The sequence below is a fragment of the Methanonatronarchaeum thermophilum genome (assembly GCF_002153915.1).
Lineage (GTDB): Archaea > Halobacteriota > Methanonatronarchaeia > Methanonatronarchaeales > Methanonatronarchaeaceae > Methanonatronarchaeum > Methanonatronarchaeum thermophilum.
The window spans coordinates 165,311-187,176 of the sequence record NZ_MRZU01000003.1; the positions used below are offsets into that span (position 1 = coordinate 165,311).

The 21,866-nt window shown below is 34.8% G+C and carries 17 protein-coding genes and 1 tRNA gene; 7 read left to right on the forward strand and 11 right to left on the reverse strand.

The window, feature by feature from the left end:
- Positions 1-85: 85 nt before the first annotated feature.
- The 4 genes from AMET1_RS02040 to AMET1_RS02055 form a co-directional block, all read right to left on the reverse strand.
- On the reverse strand, positions 86-2,752 hold the full coding sequence (locus AMET1_RS02040) for a TasA family protein (protein ID WP_086636820.1): 2,667 nt from the start codon (positions 2,750-2,752) through the stop codon (positions 86-88).
- Positions 2,753-2,952: 200 nt separating this feature from the next.
- A complete protein-coding gene (locus tag AMET1_RS02045) occupies positions 2,953-3,441 on the reverse strand; it encodes a signal peptidase I (protein ID WP_161490719.1) in 489 nt (162 codons plus the stop codon).
- Between the two features lie 205 nt (positions 3,442-3,646).
- On the reverse strand, positions 3,647-5,041 hold the full coding sequence (locus AMET1_RS02050) for a TasA family protein (protein WP_086636822.1): 1,395 nt from the start codon (positions 5,039-5,041) through the stop codon (positions 3,647-3,649).
- Positions 5,042-5,369: 328 nt separating this feature from the next.
- Complete coding sequence (locus AMET1_RS02055; RefSeq protein ID WP_086636823.1) at positions 5,370-5,624, reverse strand: winged helix-turn-helix domain-containing protein; 255 nt, start codon at positions 5,622-5,624, stop codon at positions 5,370-5,372.
- Between the two features lie 465 nt (positions 5,625-6,089).
- On the opposite strand from AMET1_RS02055, the gene AMET1_RS02060 reads away from it, so the two are divergent.
- Entirely contained in the window at positions 6,090-6,332 is a 243-nt protein-coding gene (locus AMET1_RS02060) for a hypothetical protein (RefSeq protein ID WP_143406804.1), read from the forward strand.
- Between the two features lie 173 nt (positions 6,333-6,505).
- On the opposite strand, the gene AMET1_RS02065 is transcribed toward AMET1_RS02060, so the two are convergent.
- A complete protein-coding gene (locus tag AMET1_RS02065) occupies positions 6,506-6,760 on the reverse strand; it encodes a winged helix-turn-helix domain-containing protein (RefSeq protein WP_086636825.1) in 255 nt (84 codons plus the stop codon).
- 314 nt (positions 6,761-7,074) lie between these two features.
- On the opposite strand from AMET1_RS02065, the gene AMET1_RS02070 reads away from it, so the two are divergent.
- Both AMET1_RS02070 and AMET1_RS02075 read left to right on the forward strand, forming a co-directional pair.
- Positions 7,075-7,160: transfer RNA gene (locus AMET1_RS02070), tRNA-Thr, on the forward strand.
- A 222-nt stretch (positions 7,161-7,382) separates the two neighbouring features.
- Positions 7,383-8,576, forward strand: coding sequence for a tyrosine-type recombinase/integrase (locus tag AMET1_RS02075; RefSeq protein ID WP_086636826.1), 1,194 nt, complete (start codon positions 7,383-7,385; stop codon positions 8,574-8,576).
- A gap of 9 nt (positions 8,577-8,585) precedes the next feature.
- Here AMET1_RS02075 and AMET1_RS07855 read toward each other — a convergent pair whose 3' ends face one another.
- Both AMET1_RS07855 and AMET1_RS02080 read right to left on the reverse strand, forming a co-directional pair.
- Positions 8,586-8,753, reverse strand: a complete 168-nt coding sequence (locus tag AMET1_RS07855) for a hypothetical protein (RefSeq protein WP_161490720.1) — start codon at positions 8,751-8,753, stop codon at positions 8,586-8,588.
- Positions 8,754-8,835: 82 nt separating this feature from the next.
- The gene (locus AMET1_RS02080) at positions 8,836-10,554 is read right to left on the reverse strand and encodes an ATP-binding protein (protein ID WP_086636827.1); all 1,719 of its coding nucleotides are present in this window, start codon (positions 10,552-10,554) and stop codon (positions 8,836-8,838) included.
- A 366-nt stretch (positions 10,555-10,920) separates the two neighbouring features.
- On the opposite strand from AMET1_RS02080, the gene AMET1_RS02085 reads away from it, so the two are divergent.
- The 3 genes from AMET1_RS02085 to AMET1_RS02095 are packed head-to-tail and all read left to right on the forward strand — an operon-like array spanning position 10,921 to position 14,484.
- A complete protein-coding gene (locus tag AMET1_RS02085; protein ID WP_086636828.1) occupies positions 10,921-12,915 on the forward strand; it encodes a hypothetical protein in 1,995 nt (664 codons plus the stop codon).
- A gap of 2 nt (positions 12,916-12,917) precedes the next feature.
- On the forward strand, positions 12,918-13,721 hold the full coding sequence (locus AMET1_RS02090) for a hypothetical protein (RefSeq protein WP_086636829.1): 804 nt from the start codon (positions 12,918-12,920) through the stop codon (positions 13,719-13,721).
- Positions 13,714-14,484: a hypothetical protein gene (locus AMET1_RS02095; protein WP_086636830.1), complete on the forward strand. Its 771-nt coding sequence runs from the start codon at positions 13,714-13,716 to the stop codon at positions 14,482-14,484. Before AMET1_RS02090 ends, AMET1_RS02095 begins: the two co-directional genes overlap by 8 nt.
- A gap of 261 nt (positions 14,485-14,745) precedes the next feature.
- On the opposite strand, the gene AMET1_RS02100 is transcribed toward AMET1_RS02095, so the two are convergent.
- Together AMET1_RS02100 and AMET1_RS02105 are read right to left on the reverse strand one after the other, a co-directional pair.
- Entirely contained in the window at positions 14,746-15,537 is a 792-nt protein-coding gene (locus tag AMET1_RS02100; protein WP_086636831.1) for a hypothetical protein, read from the reverse strand.
- Complete coding sequence (locus AMET1_RS02105; RefSeq protein ID WP_086636832.1) at positions 15,534-15,788, reverse strand: transcriptional regulator; 255 nt, start codon at positions 15,786-15,788, stop codon at positions 15,534-15,536. Before AMET1_RS02105 ends, AMET1_RS02100 begins: the two co-directional genes overlap by 4 nt.
- A 121-nt stretch (positions 15,789-15,909) precedes the next feature.
- Here AMET1_RS02105 and AMET1_RS02110 point away from each other — a divergent pair, with 121 nt between their 5' ends.
- On the forward strand, positions 15,910-17,205 hold the full coding sequence (locus AMET1_RS02110; protein WP_086636833.1) for a DNA cytosine methyltransferase: 1,296 nt from the start codon (positions 15,910-15,912) through the stop codon (positions 17,203-17,205).
- 25 nt (positions 17,206-17,230) lie between these two features.
- Here the strand turns inward: AMET1_RS02110 and AMET1_RS02115 are convergent, their stop codons facing one another.
- Together AMET1_RS02115 and AMET1_RS02120 are read right to left on the reverse strand one after the other, a co-directional pair.
- Positions 17,231-18,316 carry a hypothetical protein gene (locus tag AMET1_RS02115; protein ID WP_086636834.1) on the reverse strand — a complete coding sequence of 362 codons (1,086 nt, stop codon included), beginning with the start codon at positions 18,314-18,316 and terminating at the stop codon, positions 17,231-17,233.
- Positions 18,317-18,509: 193 nt separating this feature from the next.
- A complete protein-coding gene (locus AMET1_RS02120; protein ID WP_161490721.1) occupies positions 18,510-21,638 on the reverse strand; it encodes an ATP-dependent DNA helicase in 3,129 nt (1,042 codons plus the stop codon).
- Positions 21,639-21,866 lie beyond the last annotated feature (228 nt).

The window sequence follows — 21,866 nt, forward strand, 5'->3', positions numbered from 1 at the left end:
AAATGTTTGTTCAGAAACTATTGGTGTAGTTTTTGGTGAGGGGATGGACCCCCACCGGTATTGGGTGGGGGGTTTTTAAGTAGGGTTATCCTTTTACTTTACGTCTTCGAACCAATGCAAAAATCAATAGGATTAATGCTATTAGTAGTGGTAGTGCTATCATTAATGCGGTCATCATTTCTTCTTCGACTTCAATTTCTATTGACTGTTCGTTGTAGATTGTTTGTACGCCGTTGTTGAACTCAAACTCTTTTTCAACATGTATTTGGTATATTCCTGGTTCTTCGAATGTTAGTGAAGCAACTCCGTCTTGGTTTGTGGTTGCATTGTTACCGTTGTTGTAGATCAAGGCTCCTTCTACTGGCTCTCCATCTATTTTTACATTGAAATCGATTTCTTCACCAACAAGAAAACTATCATTTTTGTCAACGGATAGCTCTAGGTCTTTCGTGATTACCATTAGTTCGATTGAATTGAACTGTCCAACAGCTGTTCCCTCAAATATTTCTGACAACATAGTATCTTTGTCGCTAACAAAGATCTCTGCAACTTTTTCACCAACACCTGTTGGGGTTATCTCTATCAAACCGGTTTGTACACCATCGATTAAACTGGTAGCTGTGTACACAGTTTCATCGATTATATCACCTGTTACCACTATCTTCAGGTCATCTAAAGCCATCTCTCTTTCGTCTGCAGGAACTAAACTGACCTTTAGTTTGTTAGCAAGATCAACTATCAAGTCATGAGTTAGTTCGCCATCTAAAACAACCGAACTTAAGTCCTTTTCTTCATCGATTATCTCTATACCTGGGTTTTCAGCAACCAAACATCGATTCTCAACAATAACCTTATCATCGTTTGCACTGTCTTCATGACCCAACAACCAACTAACCTCTACAGGCTGGTTTGGTGTGAATACAAATTGAGCTACACCAGTTTCATTTAGCTCTAAAGCACCTACATCGCTTGAATCACTCCAATCTTCAACTATGCTATGAGTTAGATATTCACCAGAACCATCTAACAGCCAGACCAACCCACCAGACAATGGCTCTCCATCTTCACAGGTAACAAACAAAGTCACTTGGTACTCATTACCTACTCCAGCAGTTGAAACAAACTCATCAACACAATTAAACTCAACGACCTCACCATCCATATCAGTCAACGCTATTTTAAACTCAACACCAAGATTCAAACCAACCAAATCTAATCCAATATCACTGGGTCCTGAAGGAGTTGTTGGAGTAGTTGGTGCACCAGGAGAATCATTGTCACCGTTTCCATTGGTTTTGTTTTCATCTGATTCTTCGTTGTCACCGTTTCCATTGGTTTCATCTACAGTAAATTCATATGTTGAGGTTACATTTTGGATTTCGATGGTGATCGTTTGAATTTCTTCGAACTGTTCAGTGTTTAGGTTGAAAGCTGTTTTGCATATATCAAATTTTATTTGGTCACCGGTCCAGTTATCTCCTTCATTTATGTTTGCAATTGTTGTTTGGGTTGTTTTTTCAAATCCATTTGCTATTGTTATATTGACGGGTGTTTGGGTTTCTAATGGTGTTTCACTGTCATGTTTTAGTTCTATTTCGAATCCGGCTTCAGTTTTGTTGCAATCTAGTATTGTTAGGTTCCAGTCTCCGACTGGTTTTTCTATGGGTTCTTCTATTGGTTCTTCAGTTGTTTGGTTGAAGTCGGTGATTGTGTTTGTTACACCCATTATTTCAACTTTTATTTGGTTCAGGTCTTTTGTGAGGTTGTGTTCCATATCTATTGCGAAATCTGTTTTGTTGAGTGTTTTGCATGCTGTTTGGTCTTCAAATAGGTCTCCGTCTGCGAACATTGAAATGGTTTTTTGGTGTTCAGCTTGACCCCATTCACCTTTTAGTGTGATGTTTACAAAGGCATCTTCATTGATTTTATCGCCTTGATTTTTTATACATAGCTCTACGCTTTTGCTTGTTAGTTCACCTATCGATAGTTTGAAGTCGATTTTTGGTTCTGTTTCTATTGGTTCTTCTTCTACTACCTCTGCATTCTCTAAATCAATGTAATTTTGTATTGATTCGAAATCATTTGTCTGCAACGCCACAAACTTAATGTTAAAACGGAACTCGTCTCCCTGATACTCGTTACCTGCATCACCATGTAGTTTGTAAGACTGATCAACGCTTAATGTATCACCTGAAGCTAGTGTACCTAAATACATGTAAATGCCTGAGATGTCTCCAACCGTTAAACCGACAGCTGTATCACCAACATCAACCAACTCACCTACGTTTTTCTGTTCACCATCAAGAGTTATAGTATACAAAGTTACGTTATGAATATCATCAACCCTGTTGATTTCATAATCCACAACTAAACCATCATCGTAATACAAAGTTACTTCCTTTTTCCATTCAGCAGCTGAAGAGAAATACTCACCTGAATATGGACACATAAACTCTGTGATACCAGTATCATAACCGGTTACCTCAACCAACTTAAAGATTCTAGCATCATTAGTTCCAACATTCTTTATCTCCAAATCAGCATAACCAAGTGACTTACACGGCTTCATATCACTGAAAATAAAATTACCAACCCACGGATTCATCTCATTAACCGATATATCTATAGTGCCAGCTTGGAACACCCCATCCCCCTGCTCAACGTCAGTGAAATAGGCATATGTACCCACACCAGCAGCAACCGCTATAAACCCTATCAGTAAAACACTGAACAAAGCTTTCTTAGAAAACATCTTATTAATCTCCCTAATTTAAAAATCGTTTCTTTTGGTATTAAGGAGATATGAACTAATATTAGATTAAAAAAGCATATCTAAAAGATATATTATCTAAAAACTAGCTATAAAAACTATTCTAAAAAATATCCTAACAAAACATAAATTAAAACCTTTTCAATAAAAAATGAATAGAAGTTGTCTGGGAGTTTGGTTTTTTAGGTTTTTTCTTGTTGGTTATGTTTAAATAGATCACGGATCTCCATGGCAACTAGAATCGATGCTGGAATCAATATAAACAGAACCAACCCGTAGATACTGTTAACATAATAGAGTAGATATCCATAGAATGGTATTGAAAAAATAACTTTACCAATCACATTTTCTTCTAAAACAGGATTTAAATCAGGAGAACTCATAGCGTCACCCATCGTAGTGAACAACAACCTCTCTTCAGTCTGCTCAATATCAAGAACACGGTGAGTAACCACCTTATCCTCACTAAAACTAAAAGTAATAACGTCTCCAACAACGATATTCGCAGGATCAACATCCTTAACCACAATTATGTCACCTGGACTATATGTAGGCTCCATACTACTAGAAAGAACAATAAAAGAATGATCAGCAGTAACAACCATAGGAACAGCATACACAATAGCTGGAGCCAACAAACCAACCAAAACAAATACCGAAACAACTTTCAAAACACCATTTCTATCCATTCTAAATAACAAATATAAAACACAACAAAATAAGCAAATATGAACAACAAACACATCACACAAACACTCAAAAAATAAAAAACCCAAAAAAAGTGAAAATAATTAAACCAAAAAAATAAGAAAGTGAAGGGAGTTAACCCTTCCAACTTTACTTTATTTGTTCACTGTCTATTCCACTTGTTGATGTTTATAGGACATGTAGCCATCTGTTTATTACATCATCAGGGCTAAGGGCTTTTTCATCAGCATTTTCTATAGAGTAGAACAATATCAACTCTAAATCCAAGCTACCAAGCTCTATGTCAGCACTTTTATCTGTTTCACCTAAAGTGAATGTAGCAACGCCTTCATCGAAGAACATAAGACGTTTTTCATCGAATACAGCGTTCTCTGCTCCAGGGTAATCGTCTATCTCTGTGAACATTACATGTCTAACAGTGAAGTTTCCATCATACTCTTCAGTGTTTTCTGGTGCTACTTTGACTTCAACTATTATTTTATCTCCAAGTGACTCAATATCAGCAATAGTCCCCTGTTGTTGGCTATTTAGGTTTCCAACTTCGATTCTTTGTAGGAATTGTACGTCTACTTCTTTGTCTTCTGTCATTTCAAGTGTTAGTGTGTCTCCAGATTTAATTTCATCACCGTCTACTATGTGGTGGCCGAGACTGAAAATTTCAGGGTCGTTAACGTTGAATTGTAGTGTTATTGTTGTATCTTCTTCGTATTGTTGTGCTTCACCTGTAGCTGCGTTTACAGGGTCGGCATCATTGATTATTTTTAGTACTTCGCCTCTTGTTTCATTGAAGTTGACTGTTAGGTCAAATGTTTCAGGTTCTACATCGCATGGTTGTGTTAGGTCTATGTATTCTGGGATTGTTGTGTCATCGTTTGTTTGTAGTGCTATGAACTTCATCTTGAAGTTGAATTGGTCTCCTTGGTATTCATTTCCAGCATCTGCTGAGAGTTTGTAGGTCTGATTAACCATCATACTGTCACCATTGTCAAGAACGCCCAAAAACATGTATTTGCATTCAATGTCTCCAACAGTTACGTCTTCAAGACCTAAGAAGCATTCTAGATCTATTAATTCACCATCTATCGTTATACTGTATTCTGTAACGTTGTGTATGTCGTCAACTCTCTCTCCAAGTTGTTTTTCTGCTGTCCATTCAGGTTCTGAAGAGAATTCTTCTCCACACCACCATTCACAATCATTGTTATCAACAACTTGTGGTGTAACATCATTGTTGTTGCAGTTGTCACAAGTTGGTGCTGTAAATAGTTCTAGCCCTGTGTTGTAATCTGTTACATTAATGTGTTTGAATATTAGTGCTGGGTTTGTTCCAACATTTGTTATATTTACATTGGCGTCTTCAACTTGTTTACATGGCTTCATATCTATCATTTCGTAGGATTGACTCCATGGGTTTTCACCGTCCACTGCTATGTCTATGGTTCCTGCCATGAACACTCCATCCGCCTCTTCTGTATCGCTGAAAAATGCGAATGTTCCGGCTCCGGCAGCAACTCCTATCAGCCCGATCAGCATTACGCTGAACAAGACCTTTTTAGAAATCATCTATTAATCTCCTTAACTTAAAAATTGTTATTACTGGTATTAAGGAGATATGAACTAATAAAATAGCTTAAAAAACAATCTAATCTAACTGTATTACTGAAAGAAGTGTGTAAAATCTTTTATTAAAACATCACATAGAAACATAGCTAAAAATAAACCTACCTAACTCTATTTCCTATTTATATTTTTGAGAATATATCGTTAATTAAAAATTAAAGAAAAATAGGGTATCAATTCAATTAATTAACATTTCTATTTATATTTACGAAAAATATTGTTCTACTAAAAAAATATTAAAAAAGATGCGATCTATTTTTTAGTGTTTTTGTCATGGTAGTTGTGTTTTTAATGTTTTTAGTGTTTGATGTAGTTTTTGGCCTTTTTTTGTGATTTCATAGTCTTCGTTGTTTTTCTTTAAGAATTGGTTTTGTTCTAGATATATGAAGTGTTTGTTGAAGGATTTCCAGTTCATATTGATTTCATGCATGACGTTTGTTTTTATTATTTTGTTTCCTTTGTTTTTCATTTCATTTAGGTTTTCTAGTATTGCTAGGTATATTTCCCAATCACTTCTTTTCTTCATTTTAAACAAGCCCTTTATCGATCTAGATATCTATGATTCACACCGATTTTCTATTTAATGAATAACTTAATTTCGGCTGGTTGTTTTCGATTTTTTTTGGTTAGTTAGATTTATCTAAGTTTATATTTGTATATTTAAGTTATAAGTTGATATGACAGTCTATTATATTAAATAAGACTATTAAAAATACATGTTAAAACTGAACATATCTCTAATACCTTTCTATGAATCAATCTTTTTATTACATCAACATAGTAAATCATTTCGTGATGTTAAAAAAAACCGTTTGAAAAAACCAACTAATAATATATACACTCCACAGACATTTGTTATCTGTAGTATAAAACCCATATAAAAAAAGTTTAATAAAAAAGTTTAATCTACCATCTATCTAAAACAAGCAATACTTTATATATCTCTTTGCATATAGGGTTATCTAAACTACGTATAATGTTATTGGAGGGATTGGAAATTAGTCTTGAAGTTGTGGATAAAATATTGATCTACCTTAATGATCACCTTAATGATCAAGAATGGCATGAATACAAAGACCTAGCAAACAATCTAGATCTTGGTAACGAAAACATCGATAAAGTTATTGAAAAAATGGTGGAGATGGGTCTAGTTGAACTCGACGAAGAAACTCAAAAAATAAAAGCAACCGACCTAGGATCCACATCAGTAAAAACAAACAAAACAAAAAAATAAATATCAACTAACAACGATGAAGAAAAAACCAGATAGTTCACACTAAACCCAGAAAAAACATTCTCCATCCCCTCCAACCAAAAAATAAAATGTCTTTAATTCCTACGGCCTATATACCTACGCAAACCTATAAAATAAGATTTAAACCCTATTTTATTTAATTTCTTTAAATTCTAGTATTCATTGTTTTCAAGTGTTTTTTTGATTTGTCTAAGGTTTTTTAATGTTTCTTTACCTTTATCTGTTACGTTATATCCGTAATCGGATTCGGTGATAAATCCATTTTCATTTAGGAAACCAAAATGGTTGTTGAAAGGTTTCCAGCTCATGTGTACATCATGCATAATGCTTGTTTTCTTCATAGACCCATTTTCACTCAATGAATCTAGTATATCTAGGTATATCTCCCATTCACTTCTTTTTTTCATTTTAAATCCAACCTATTAAATTCATTTTCTATCTATCAGTCAAACAACACCACCATAGCCACAACAAACTCAAAACTTATTATCAACCTCCAAACAAACATAATATTTTATTTTTTTCATTAAATCAAAAATCTACATAACACTGTTCATATTGTTATTCACATTGTAACTATTTAGACATTACTATCAAAAACAAAAAAACCTAAAAAAAGATAAGCAGACCAGAAACACAAACAAAACACAACCAACAGGTAAACAAACATAACACACTCCAAAAAGATTTATTTAGATAACAGTAAAAATCAAACAACAGCGCCCTGGTGGCTTAGCCTGGCAAAGCGCGTCCTTGGTATCAAAGACAAAAAGGACGAGATCCCGGGTTCGAATCTCGGCCAGGGCTTATTCAAACTGGTTCTAAGCCCCAAACCTATAGGCGATAGATTTATATACAACCTCGAAACACCGGAAACCAAGAGATTGCAACCAAAAACACCAGAAAACACCCGAAACAAAACAGTTTCACACCACCCCCTACACCAACAATAAATACAAACCTCCGATAAAAACAGACAGCCTTAAAAACATCCCTCTTTTTCTAACAAAAAAAGCACCGAGGTTTGAAATGCCAACCAAGAATTTTAAAAGAGAAATAAAAAGAGAACTCCACAACATAGAGACACACAAAAACCTAACACCACACAACAAAGAACTAATACTCGAATTCTACAGAGACCTCCGAATACTCGACTACTCCGACGCCCGAATCATGAAACTACTCAACACCACCAAAATAATCGGAGAAATAATGGATACGAATTTCGATGAAGCAACCAAAGACGACATCAAAGACCTCGTAGCAGAAATAAACTCCAGAAACTACACAGAATCAACCAAAAGAACATACAAAGTAATAATCAGACGGTTCTACAAATGGCTCAACAACGAAGAAGAATACCCAGACACAGTCAACTGGATCCAACTAAAATACAACAAAACCAAAAAACTACCAGAAAAAATACTCACAGAACAAGACATACACAAACTACTACAAAAAGCAACACACCCCAGAACAAAAGCCCTAATAAGCATACTATGGGAAACAGGAGCAAGAATAGGCGAACTAATCGACCTAACCATCGGACACATAGAAGAACACCCATACGGCAAAAAAATAACAATAGACGGAAAAACAGGCCAAAGAAGACTCCCCCTAATACAAACAGTACCACACCTAAGAAACTGGATAAACATACACCCAAACCCACAAAAAAACCAACCACTATGGGCAAAACTAGGTCAAAAACAACATGGCCAAAAATGCAGCTACAGAGCCCTAACAAAAACCCTACAACAAACCAAAGAAAAAACAGACATAGACAAACCAGTAAACCCACACCACTTCCGACACAGCCGAGCCACATACCTAGCAAACAAATTCACAGACGCCCAGATGTGCGAGTGGTTCGGATGGGTACAAGGCTCAGACATGCCAGCCAGATACATACACCTATCTGGAAGAGACATCGACGGAGCATACGCACGAATACACGGAATAAAACACACAGAAAACACAGAAACATCCAAACTATCACCACAAAAATGCCCCACCTGCACAAACACAAACCCACACAACACCAAACTCTGCAACTACTGCGGAAAAGCACTAAACCACGAAGCACTAAAAAAACTCGAAACAGCAGAAAAACAACAAAACCAAAACCCAACAAACAAAAACGAACTATACCAAATGATACAAAACTACGAACAAAACGGAGAAATCCACCCACAACTAATACAACAACTAACAAAAAAATAGAGAGGACAACTAGTCCTCTCCTCCATCTCCAGGAAGATAAATAACACCATCCTTCTCAAAACCACCCTCACCATAAACCCACTCACGAAAAGACAGAACTACATCACGACCAAACTCCATCGAACCAAAATACATCTCCAACACCTCCTTCTCAATCTCACCCCCAAACTTTCTCATACTCTTTTTGCACACCTTCAGCCACTACATCTAAATATATCTGTGTGGTTGAAAGTGATCTTTGTGTTTTTTAGGTTGTTTTTTATTGGTTTTCAATCAAAAGTGTTTTTAAATCTATCACATATATGGGGTCTACCATCCCAGATAAGGTCATTAAATGAGTAGTTCCAGGCATTTGCTCCATTTCATTTCCTAAAACCGATTCATTAATTTTATTTAAAGATAATCCTTCTCCTTCAATTTTGGATTCGTCTTTTTCTGTTATTTCCCAGCATACTAAACAATCGATATGATTAAAAAGTTTCTTTTTACTTGCGAAATCATCGACTATATTTCTTAAATTAGATTTAAATTCAATGACGATTGGCCTACCTTTCCATTTAGCATATAAATCGTATGTACTATTATATCCAGCAGAAAGAGGTTCTATGCCTTCTATTGTTCCATTACCAATTATTTCAAAAAATATTCCAGCAACACTTGCTTCTTGGTTTCTAGGTGATTTTTTCCAGCTAACGTTTTTAAATTCTATATCCACTTTACTTTCAATCTCTGAGAATATATCTTCTCTAATAAAATCTGGTCCTGTAGGAATTGGTCCAGAACTATATTTGGGTACAAAGTCAATAAATTCGTTAAAAACATCTTTAGCATGTTTTTTAATCATATGTACTTGACCTCCAAATAATGATTTTCGGCCTATATCAAAAGATAAGTTTGAATCCTCGAAAATCATAAATACGTTACTCCAATATCCAGCCCAACCTGTATCTGGTTGATTAGTTCTTATGCCTGTTGGCATACCTCTTACCGAAGAGAAAATTCCATTATTAAATAATACATAATTGAATTGATTTCTCCAATCCTCGTTATCTAGTTTTTTTTCAGTAGCAAGGCCATAGTTTATATTTAATTTATTCCAAGTTTTTCTTTCAGGAACGAAAACAGCTTTGTATCTAATTTTTCTATTATCGCTCTTTTCAAATTCACCACTGTGTTCTATAATTTTTTGAGATATTTTTTGCCTTTTCTCGGAATCAGTCCTATCTTCTGTGTCTCTCCATCTATGAAATTCTTCTATACTAATTGTATCATCTTTTAAACCTTCATTAGGCATCCAATATTTGAAAGGAATTTCTTCTTCATGTGTTTGATTATCTTTATCTTTAAAAATTACTTTAATATCAATAGCTTGGTCTTCTATATCAAAAAGAGATTTTGTGCTCCCTAAAGCTGTTTTAGTACGTAAAACATGTTTTAATTGTTTAAAATTAAGGTTAAATAGTGGAAATTTTTCATCCTCAATTTCTCTTATTACAACTTCTGTACCTTTAAAATCATCATCGATTTTTTTGTAATCTAGTGGTAAAGGTAATTCGTCGGTCCGATTTTTCCAAATAGCAGCGTCTTTTACAATCCCTTTACTAGCCCCCTTTTCTGTTCCAGATTTTATTTCGAAATAATTTCCAGAAAACATAACAAATGTTAAACCAACACCCTTCTCTCCCACGGTTAGTGAGCTAGAATCCTTATCAGTTGCAAATGGTTTAAGCAGATCGGGGAGCCTATCAGGATCTATACCAATTCCATTATCCTCTATTTTTATTTCCTTTTCAATAGAATCAATTTCTAAAATTATTTTTCCTTTTTCGTTATCGGCTTCTCTTATCGCATCTACAGAATTTTGGCAGAGTTCCGCTAGGACATCCCAATCATGGTTGTAACTATCATCTATATCCCGGATACTTTTACGTATTTGATTGACACTGGGCTTTAAGAAACTTTCTTGAGTTTCCGACATGAAAGTGAATTTCTATCTATTAAACTTAAATTTAACGGCTGAATAAAAAGTTGGGTTTTGTTAAGATTTATTAGAAATCCTCTTTTTGGTTATTTAAGTGGCAAGGTTTTTTCTATAAATTCAATTATAATCTAAAGAAAGAATCTAAATTATTTTTAATTTGAGGCAAGCGGGAATCTATAATTCAAAATGTAGCGCTATAAAATATAGGAGAAAATATTATTAAATAATATTTAAATATTAAAAAAGAATTATTGAGTTAGTGAATTGAATTAAAATAAAATAAGATAGATAGTTATTTAATATAGAGAAATGTTTAAATTATATTAATCTAATTCAGTTTTTGAATTTAGGCTTTTGATATATATGTTTAAGTCTAGTGATAAGTTAAAATGGCGTTTTCCCGAAATTGGTTCTCTTGATATATCTGAATATCCTCGAGAATCTGAGTTTTTTAAGAATACAGAGAAAACTGAAGCGCTTGTACGTGAATCAATACAGAACTCGATTGATGCAAAGAGAAAAGATACCGATACGGTTGAAGTAACATTTACATTAGCAACTACAGATAAAAATAAAGTTTCTCCTTATATTGATGAGTTAGATAGGCATTTAAAGAGCTGTAAAGATATAAATGTAGATTTAAAAGTTTTTAAGGAATCTAAATTTAGATTTCTTAATATTGAGGACTTTGGAACAACTGGACTTTCTGGTGAGTTTTCACTGGATAGACCTCACTCCGGTTCCAGCGAATTCTATAATTTCTGGAGACGAAAGGGATATTCTGAAAAGAAGGGCCAAAAAGGTGGTAGATGGGGATTAGGAAAAACAACATTTTACATGGCATCTGACATTAGGACCTTCTGGGGATTGACAAAAAGAAAAGAAGATAATCTTTCTATTCTAATGGGGAGTTCTGTACTCCAGCCTCATCAGGTAGATGGGACTAGATATCAGTATAATGGTTCTTTTCTAAATAAAAAAGACCAACCTATAACAGACCCAAAAGCCCTTTCTCGATTTAATGAAACATTTAATCTTATCAGGGACTCTGAACCAGGACTTTCTCTTGTAATCCCACTATTTGACGATGAAATTGACGTAGATAGTATAATAAAGTCGGTGATCATACACTACTTCTTCCCTATACTCAGAACAGATTTAAAAGTAAAAGTGTTTGATGAGAGGTATAGTATTGAAGAAGAGATTAATTCTAAAACTATACATAAAAATGTTAAAAATGTAGATTGGTCTAGCTCTACTTGGGATGGGAAAGATATCGACAAAATAATAGATTTTGCAGAAAAAGCAGCCAGAGCCTATGAAGAAAATCCTGATGAAAAGGAGTTTAAACCACAGTGGGGAAATTCTCTAAATAATGAGGAGGACCAGGATTTCCAGTATATTAAAAATACCTCAAATAGTAGTATAAGTGAAGAAGACTTCGTTGATGATATTGAAGATCTAAGGGATTCATTTAAAGAATCAAAGTTACTTTCATTTAGAGTTCCTGTGGAAATACCACTACCAGATTATAACAAAAAATCATATTTTGATGTTTTCTTAAAAAAATATCCTAAAAAAGTTAATGTTGGGGAGTTCTATATCAGATCTGGAATTATTTTACCTGAAGAGAAAAAAAGACTTGGAAAAAGACCTGTAGCAGGAATGCTCGTTGCAGATGACGAATTGATTTCAACTTTCCTTGGAGATGCAGAAGAGCCTGCCCATACTAAATGGAACGAGAGAACAGAAGGATTCCGAGAGAGATACAATAAACCAATAGGCACAATTAGATTTATTAGAAATTCTATGAGAGATATTGCTGAAGTATTAAGAAAGTCTTCATCAGAAACATTTGAAAGCCTATTAAATGATGTTTTCTACCTTACTGCAAGAGAAAACGAAGAAGAAAAATCAGAAGAAAAAGTTGATACAGTTCCTGAAATAGAACCTGATATTGATAAACAGTCAGAAATAGTTTCTAAAGAAAAACATACAAAACCAATGACCACAAACCCAACTAAAATACCATCTATACCTCCTTCAGAAAAACTATTCAATATTTCTCAAATAGAAAATGGTTTTTACATTACTTACACAGGAGATAATGAATATCTACCAGTTGAAGCGGAAATCAAGGCTGCATATGATGTTGATCGTGGTAATCCATTTAACAGATACAGTAAATTTGATTTTAAATTCTCTAACGATGAAATAGAAATTAAAATTTCTGATGGTGAAAAGGTAAACTTTGAAAATAACTCGATACACTTTAAAGCTATTAAGAAGGGTTTTAAATTGGAAATAACTGGTTTTGATCCAAATAGAGACCTCATAATTGATCTACAGGAGGTCTAATCTTGAAGCGAAGACTGAATTTTACAGGAAGAAGAAAAATTGATAAAAAAAATGTTTCAATCTCTGTCGAACCAGTTGACAATGACTCCCCAAAATTCAATGCTAACCTAGATTTTAGTGAAATGAATTTTCCTGAGGGTTCAAAAGTATATATAGATGCTAAACACAAGACTGAGTGGAAGAGATTTGATTTTGGTGAAACAGGAGATTTAGGGGCGAGGGAAAAAACAATTTTGGATGATATAGCCCTTCTAGAAGGACTTAAATTCCGGGTATTGGTAGTTGACAATGAAAAAAGAATAATAGGTTTAGCAAGAGCTATATCTCCAAAAATCAAAGATGAGAATAGAAATAATTTATTACCAGTAAAAATTAGTGAAATGGATTTGTTATGGGATCTAGATTATCCCGGCAGTAGGCCTGAACTGCATATTAATGAGGATATCAAGGGCTCCGTTGAGATGGTAGAATCTGATTCAGCCTTTAGACTATCAGTTTTCCCTGAAGTATTGAGGAGAATTCTATACCGTATAGTTTTTTGGGAAGATGAGGTTGATGATCCTAAAGAAACCAGTGAATGGCATAAAGAATGGCTTGAATTCGCAGCTCAATTTAATGATGATATGGAACTTCCTAATACTTTTAATCCTGAAAACGTTTCTTTTGATTCCGAAAAGATAGATAGATGGATCGATATAGTGGTTGATGAATTTGCAATTAATATGAGACGTGAGTGGAATGATATTGAAGAAAAAGACTTTGGAAGCGGATCAAAGATACAGAGGGAGTTAACCCAGTATGATTGAAGTTAAGGAATTTACAAACAAAGGTATAAAGGAGTTTGAAAGCTTTATATCCAGTTTAAGAGAAAAAAATCCCAGAGAGCGTAAAAAAATTATTGAGAATGCACAAAAGCCCACATATTTAAAACAAGAACCATACTCAAAAAAATCGAAATTAAATATAGAGATCGATGAATATAAAGAATTTGAGTCTAAACTAGACATCGCTATCTACTTATCAAATAAGTTTGAAGAAGCTGGATTTAAACGACATAAAATAATTCCCGGTCGAGAACTCTTTACTTGGATTGCCTATCTATGGCTAGATCAACTTTGCAAACCAAAAAATGGCGATTACAAAATTTATTCAACAGAAAAATACATATGTCGAAAAACATCCAGAAAATATTACAGACATTTCATAGCCGGACCCTACTATATATACAGTCTACACGGCAAAGAAAAATCAAAGCTCCTCTTAGATTCAAAGCCATATATCCATAAAGAAAACTTTGAGCAGCTGGCCGGTAGACAAGACATAATATCAAACCCCGAAATAATTTCAGTAGCTCACAAACTATATAGAGACACAGAAAACGATAAAGATAAAAAAGGAGTTGCAAGCAAAGACATACCAGGCAACATAAGAAGATTCGGTATGGTGCTTGACCAGTTAAACCTCACATACGATATAAGATCCATGGATACAGAAGAAATCATAGAAATATTACCCAAAGAATTCAATAGATGGATCCCTGAATCTAAAGGAAAAAATAAGGATAGATAGATACTAATTTCAATCTACAATTAAACCCTCTTATCCCTTGAACATAAGAAGAAACCATATAATCTAATCATAGTTCAAACCGAAATAAAAAAAATTATTAATTACAGATATTAATTAAACCCAATAAATTCATTCATTATATAAATTTTTTAAAAAGAGAAATATTTTTTTATTTTTTAGAATTTCATATGGATGGTAACCAGCTTTTTTTAAGCTTATCTTGATTTTTTGAACTCTTATCTTGATTAATATTGAAGCGTTTTAGTTTATTGTGCTTTTATTTTTGTTGTGTGTGCATGTTTCTTTAAGTGGGCATTTTTTACATTCAGGGTTAATGGGTTTACATATCTTAGCTGCTAGATCTATGTTTGCAAGGTTGGTAGCCCGTGATAGACCTGGTTTCTGGGGTGTTAATGCGTCGGTTAGCTGGTATAGTTTTTTGTTTTTGTGTGGTTGTTCTGGTAATGGATAATTAAGTGTTCTTTTTGTTATTCTTGCTGTGTTGGTATCTATTAATGATTTTGGTTTTTGGTGTGCAAATATCTGGACTGCTCTTGCTGTGTATTCTCCTATCCTCCAAGGTTTTTTTAGGTCTTTGATGTTTTCTGGTACTTTGCCATTATGTTTTTCTGTTATTATTTTTGCAGTGCTTTTCAGGGTTCTGGTTCTGTGATTTTTTAGGCCGAGTCTCTCGATTTGTTTTTTTATTTCATCTGGTTTGGCTTTGTGTAATGTATGTGGTTCTGGATATTTTTTTATGAAATCTGGATATATTTTTTTGACCTGATCGGCTTTTGTTCTCTGGAGAAGAATTTCTGCGATGTATACTTTCCATGGATTTGTTGTGTTTCTCCATGGATATTTTCTCCCGTTTTTCTGTAGCCATTGAAGGAGGTCTGGTAGTTTGTTCAGGAGGCCGTATATCTTTTGTTTTGAATTTGGTATTTTTTGGTTTTCTAGTATTTTTATGGCTTTTTTTGGTTTTGTATTTTTTATTATTTCTTTCTGGGTTGTTTTTGTTTGTCCAAAGGGTAAATTTGGTTTTTTTGTCATTTTTTAAGGAAATCTACTATTTTTTCGCCTTCTTTTGTGGTTGTGTATAATTTGCCTTTTCTTTTGTCTGGTGTGAGGCATTTTGTTAGGTTTTTTTCTTTTAGGTCTGTTATTGTGTTGCTTACGTGGCTGAGGTAATAGTCTGTTTCTTCAGCTATGTCTTTTGGTGTTTTGGGTTTCTTTGACATTGCTTTTAGTATGTTTTGTCTGTATTTGCTTGCTTTTATCCAGGATAGTTTGTCATAGTCCATTTGTTGAAGTAATTATGTATTTTTGTGTATTTAATTACATTACAATTTAAGTACATGATAGCAACATATATTAGTGATCAATAGATTATTAAAAGTATCCCAATTAATAAAAGGCGAGATCATGGAATCAGAAAAACCAACAGCAATCGACCTTTTCTGTGGAGCCGGCGGGTTGTCAGAAGGATTAGTAGACGCAGGATTCGAAATAAAATGGGCTATAGATAACGAGGAAAAAGTCAAACCAACCTTCGAAGCAAATCATAAAACCAATATGGTAGTTGGAGATATAAGAAAAATAGATCCTCCAGACCTCGATTTACCAGAGCATGGTCTCGAATTAGTTGCTGGAGGCCCTCCATGCCCAACATTTTCCCTAGTCGGGAGAAGCAAAATAAACTCACTTGAGGGGCAGAATAACATAGATGACGAGCGTCATCACCTGTATCAAGATTTTCTGAGATATGTAAGCCATTTTGAGCCAAAGGCTTTTATTATGGAGAATGTCGAAGGAATGATGTCTGCTGAAAACAAAGATGGAGATCCAGTTGTCGAGATAATTAAGAGCCAGATGGAGGAACTTGGATACAAAGTAAATGTTCAGGTACTTGATGCAGCAAACTTTGGGGTACCACAGCACAGAAACCGTATATTCTTTATCGGAAACCGACTTGGCCGTGAAAACCCAGATATGAAAAAATGGAGAACCCATCGACCTCCAAAAAACGAAAAAGAGAAGAAAATCAAATTTAAAAGAAACTACAAAGAGAAAACGAACGAAAACCAGATGACTCTGAATGAATCCGCAGGAATTAGAACTGAAGAACAATTACCAGTATTCAAGAAAAATAAAACCCCAAAAAAACCCTGGACCACAGTTGCTGACGCAATATTTGATCTACCCCCAGTATCACCAGACGGAGAGATCCCACCAACAAAAGCAGAAAAATATGAAATCGGACCCGTATCAGAATACCAATATTGGGTCAGAAACATTCCTGAAGACACGGATTGGAGCGATATGCCTTTATGGAACCATGAATGCCGTGGACACAACATGAGAGACCTAACCCTCTATAAATTACTTGGAGAAGGTGTTTCATGGATAATTGGAGATATACCCGAAGAACATCAGCCATACAGAACAGACATATTCCCCGATAAACTAAAAAAACAGAATCCCCGTAAACCCTCTTCAACTATAGTTGCACATCTCTACAAAGACGGCCATATGTTTATACATCCGAGAGAAGCCCGATCAATAACCGTTAGAGAAGCTGCACGACTACAGTCATTCAAAGACACATTTAAATTCCCAGTGGCACGGACACATGCTTTCAAACAGGTTGGAAACGCAGTGCCACCTCTACTAGCACAGGCAATAGGAACCGCAATAAAAAAAGAGGTGCTAAAAAAATAAAAACCGAATTTTTATTTATATTTAATTAATCAGGAGGCTCTCTATCTAGCTTCATCCCAGTATAACTTGCGATATCTTCAAGAAATCTATCAGCTGGATACAAAACCTCTTCTAATTCAACTTGATCGCCATATAACTCCCATACATAAGAATCTCTTGGTACATAGATTCTTCCACCATCATCACCTATCTGTTTAATTTTCTCTTTTGATAAATCTGCCATCATCAATGCAACAAACCATATTTGATCCACTCCAATCTCAGATTGGCGGGAAAGACTCTGCCTAAACCTTTCTCTAAGAGACCTTTTGCATGAAAAACCAATACTACCCTCAGGACCCTCAATTTTATTATCTATCTCAAGATCCCCCATATGCTCAGTCTTCCCAGTTGATTCAAGCCCAAACCTTTCTAAAAGGTGCTGTAAACCTGTTTCCAAAACGTTACCAGCAGTTGAAGAACGACTTTGACCAGCACGACGCTCATACTCTTGAGAAATAGCTGTTACAATTCTAATAACCTCATCTTCTTCAAAATCATATTTTTTTCCCAATTTTCCTCTTAAATTAATTATATATTTAACAAGAGCTTCTCGCTGCTCAGAAAGTTGAGTCTCTTCCCCACCAACATCTACATTATAGAGCGCATCATAAGCAAGGGAAGGATCTAGACTTTCACAGGAACCTACATCCAGAGTTTCATCTATTATACTAACAACTTCATCACTGCAAAACTTCTTAACATCATTTTGCAAAGCAGTTGTATTTATAACTGCATTAATTGCTAAAATAAAATCTCGGACATCACTTTTATTATTGATTCTTCTAAGCAGCCTTTCAACAAGATCTTCGGTCTGACGATATCTTTTAGATATATCTCCGCCATAACGACTGGGAACTGGATCCATTAATCCATCTTCAATCACAGAGCACATATCTTCTATCTTTGCTTCATCTCGCAATAGACCTTTAAGGCCATCAGAAATGCGTCTTAATTGAGCTTCTTCATGTCTAGCGTAATTTCCATATCTAGATGCTACCAAGTGCCGGAGAAACCAGTAAACATTATCTTGAGAACCAGCAACAAACTTAAAATCTGAATTGCCTTTCATAATTTATTCTATAAAAAATCCAAGATAAAGAATAAACATTACATTATACCTACATCTTAAACACACCAAAAAAATTAAGATCCGAGCTTAAAAATAAAATACCATAGACAAGGTTAATTTCAATCATTCGGCTTTAAATACTTAATATTTGATTGAAGCCTTCATGGCAACATTAAATTATCTATTAAATTGTTTATAAAAGATTGTATTTATCTTCTCTGGCTTCACATCCCCATCGAAGTGAGCAGCTTCCGCATATATCTTCAGGCGGTGCTTCATCAGGATTTATTTTAAGCCATTGTCGCTCCTCCCGTTCGGATTCAATTTCCTCAACAGTTGATTCAAATTTATCTATAAATCCACTCACATCTTCAGGATCTATATCTATTATGTATTTTGAATTCTCACTGTCTTCTTCTCCCAAGAAGCAGATTACACCTCTGTCTGGGTATTCTCCGTTCTTTTTTCTGTAAAGTTCTGCATATGTTTTAATTTGTGCATCGTAATCAGAATATCTAGACGCATCATCTTCAGGTCTTTTGCTCGCTTTATAATCCCAAATTTCAACACTATCTCCATCTATTAGGACATCGACTACACCTTTCATTATAAAGTTATCTTTTGTAGCCTGAAGACGGTGCTCAGTGTCTTTAACCTTAGGATATAAATCTTCTCCTTCTCTCCTGTTAAACCGCTTTATATTTTCAAGCGCTCGCTCAGCAGCTTCCCCTCCTAACTGATAAATATTTTGAGCTCTCATGGCGCTAATAACATCATTGAAATAGTTTTCTATGTCCTTATCTGAAGGGATTTCACCACCTTCAACACCCTCTATATCTCCTTGATAATGTCTATGCGCTCGATCAAGGGTGTCGTGAACCAACCTACCATAAGACCACAGAGCTTCGTAGGAAGGAATGAAGCCGATTTCATTGAAAAACCCATATTGCTTTTTACAAAGCCTGTAGCTCAAAACATCCCCTGTAATACTATATCTGTTTCTAAGTTTTATGTTTGAGTAATCACAAATAACTCCCTGTTTTTCCTTAATAAACTTAGAGGGATCAGATATTCTTCTACAGTCATCAAAAAAATCTATATCAAGTTCTTTTCCCTCACTATCGTATCCAAGAGAATGAAAAGAAGGATCTTCCTCTTTACCAATCAAAATTAAATCTTTTTCAGCCCTTGAAAATGCCACATAAAATTGACGAGTTAGGTCTCTGACTGCCCTATCATGATTAGATCCAACTGGGTTAATATTAGAATAATCTCTAAATAAATCCTCTATCCAGTAAGTGCTACTTTCCTCTTTAGGCTCCCAATCGAGATTATCTACAAATACAACGGGAAATTCTAGGCCCTTTGCTTGGTGCACAGTCATAATCTGAACACTACCCTCAGGAATTTGATCATGTAAATCCTCAGGATCATCTAAATCATTCTCATGCATATACCCACAGAAACCCCAGTAAAAGTCATCGAGAAATTTTTTGGAAACTGAGTCTAACCAGCTTGATTTTTTAAGAAGTCTCTGGCCGCTCACCCTAGAAAAATTTTCCAAAAGAGATGTGAACTTTGCAAGGCGATCAGCCCTATCAGGATATTCAGATGTTTCAATCCATCGTGAAAACGGCTCAAAAGACATAATCTGATATACAAGTTCAAGAATAGAAACATCTAGCTTTTCACCCTTATCAAGACTCAATATCTTATCCTGCTTTATTTCAACGAATTCTCTAAGTCTTTCAGCTTCATACTCTTGAGATATATCATCAAATCCATCATACCAATTAGAAATACTATCTTTTAGATTACCCTTAAGTTTATAAACTCGCTTAGGATCGATACAACGAATAATTGTCCCAAGCAAAAAACTGATCTCTTCACGTTCAAGATATATTTTATTCCTAGGATTATGAACACTGATACCTCTTGCCCTAAGCTGCCTCACATATGGACCTGCATTAATATTTTGTGATTCTTTGGTAGTGTTGAAAAGAAGAGCAATCTGGCTGTAATCCTCTATATACCCAGTTTCCTTCATTAATTTGACTAATTCAGCAACAATCTCTCCGGTTTGATGATGATTTTCTTCAAGAATAGCTCTAACTCCTGTAGGATCCCCTGTTTCTGTAACATTTGCTTTCATTGGTTCTTTACCCTCTGCCCTTGCTCCTTCTTCATCCATAGCAGGAAACTCAATTATATATCGGTTAAACCAAGAAACTATATCTTCAATAGAACGATAATTTTCCTTTAGTTGTATCTTCTCAACTGATTCCTCAAAACGTTTCTTAGCTCTTTCTGGAAAATTAATCAAACATTCTACAGTCCCTCCACGGAATCTGTAAAGAGACTGATCATCATCTCCAACAATTGTTATATTAGGTTTCCTCATCTGTTCACACATTTTGAAATACAGTTCCTCTTGAAGGGGGTTGGTGTCCTGATATTCATCAACAAGAACATATTCTAGCCCATTTTCCCCCGCATTACCTTTCAAAAACTTCTTTCCAGTGTTATGGTCAAGAAACTCTATAAAGTCTTCCAGAACTCTTGCAAAGTCACACCGACTATTTTCTCTGAGTGTTTTTCGATATTTTTCCAATCCCTCCGCAATTATTTTTTCATACAGATTATCAGAAGCTTTCATTTTTCCTGTGTCCACTCTGTATTGTGAAGCTCGATTCAGGATCGTTGAAGCGATATAAGTTGACTCCCATCTGTTTGGAGGGTATTTCCCCCTGTATAAACTCTCAAAAAAACTCCACATGTTATCGATTTCATTTCCACTTTCGATGGTCTCCCACTCTTCCGGATCAATATCAGATCTAGTATGGATTAAATCTACTAAATCGGAGTTATTATACATAAAAAGTTCCTGACCAAATTCATCAAGAAGCTCCCTATCAACATAAGCCGGATATCTGAAGTCATTCATGACTTCATCGCAGATAGAGTGAAGAGTGCCAACATATATATCGTTTACGTCCAACTCACTATCATCTACATTAAAAGCAGAAAACCTGTCAACTATTCTCTCCTCGAGGCTTTGGGCGGCCTTCTCTGTAAAGGTCGTAATTAAGATTGATTCAGGATGAACTCCATCTACAAGAATCAGCTTCAGGACTCTAGAAACCAGAACCTCTGTCTTACCGCTGCCTGGGCCGGCAGTTATCCATAAAGGACCAGTACCATGTTTTATTGCTTTCCTCTGCTCTTCATTAAAATTCCAACTTTCATCTTCTAGTCTTTCTCGGTTAATAGTTGTAAGCTTATTAATGAACTTATTAATTGATAAAATACCTTTTTTTTCCATATTAAACATCTCATTTAGTTTAATTAAAACAGAGAAAGTATTAAGGTTAATCAAATAGTTTTTAACTATTTTTTTTAAATTCCAATCAATATTATTTTTTCTGATTTAGTTAGTTTACTTTTTATTTTTTTAGATATACAATATTTAGATATACAATACAGTTATACTGTCTATGAAAAAATTCAAAACAAGTGGATACTGAAAAACCTAAATCCTTCAACAGATTAA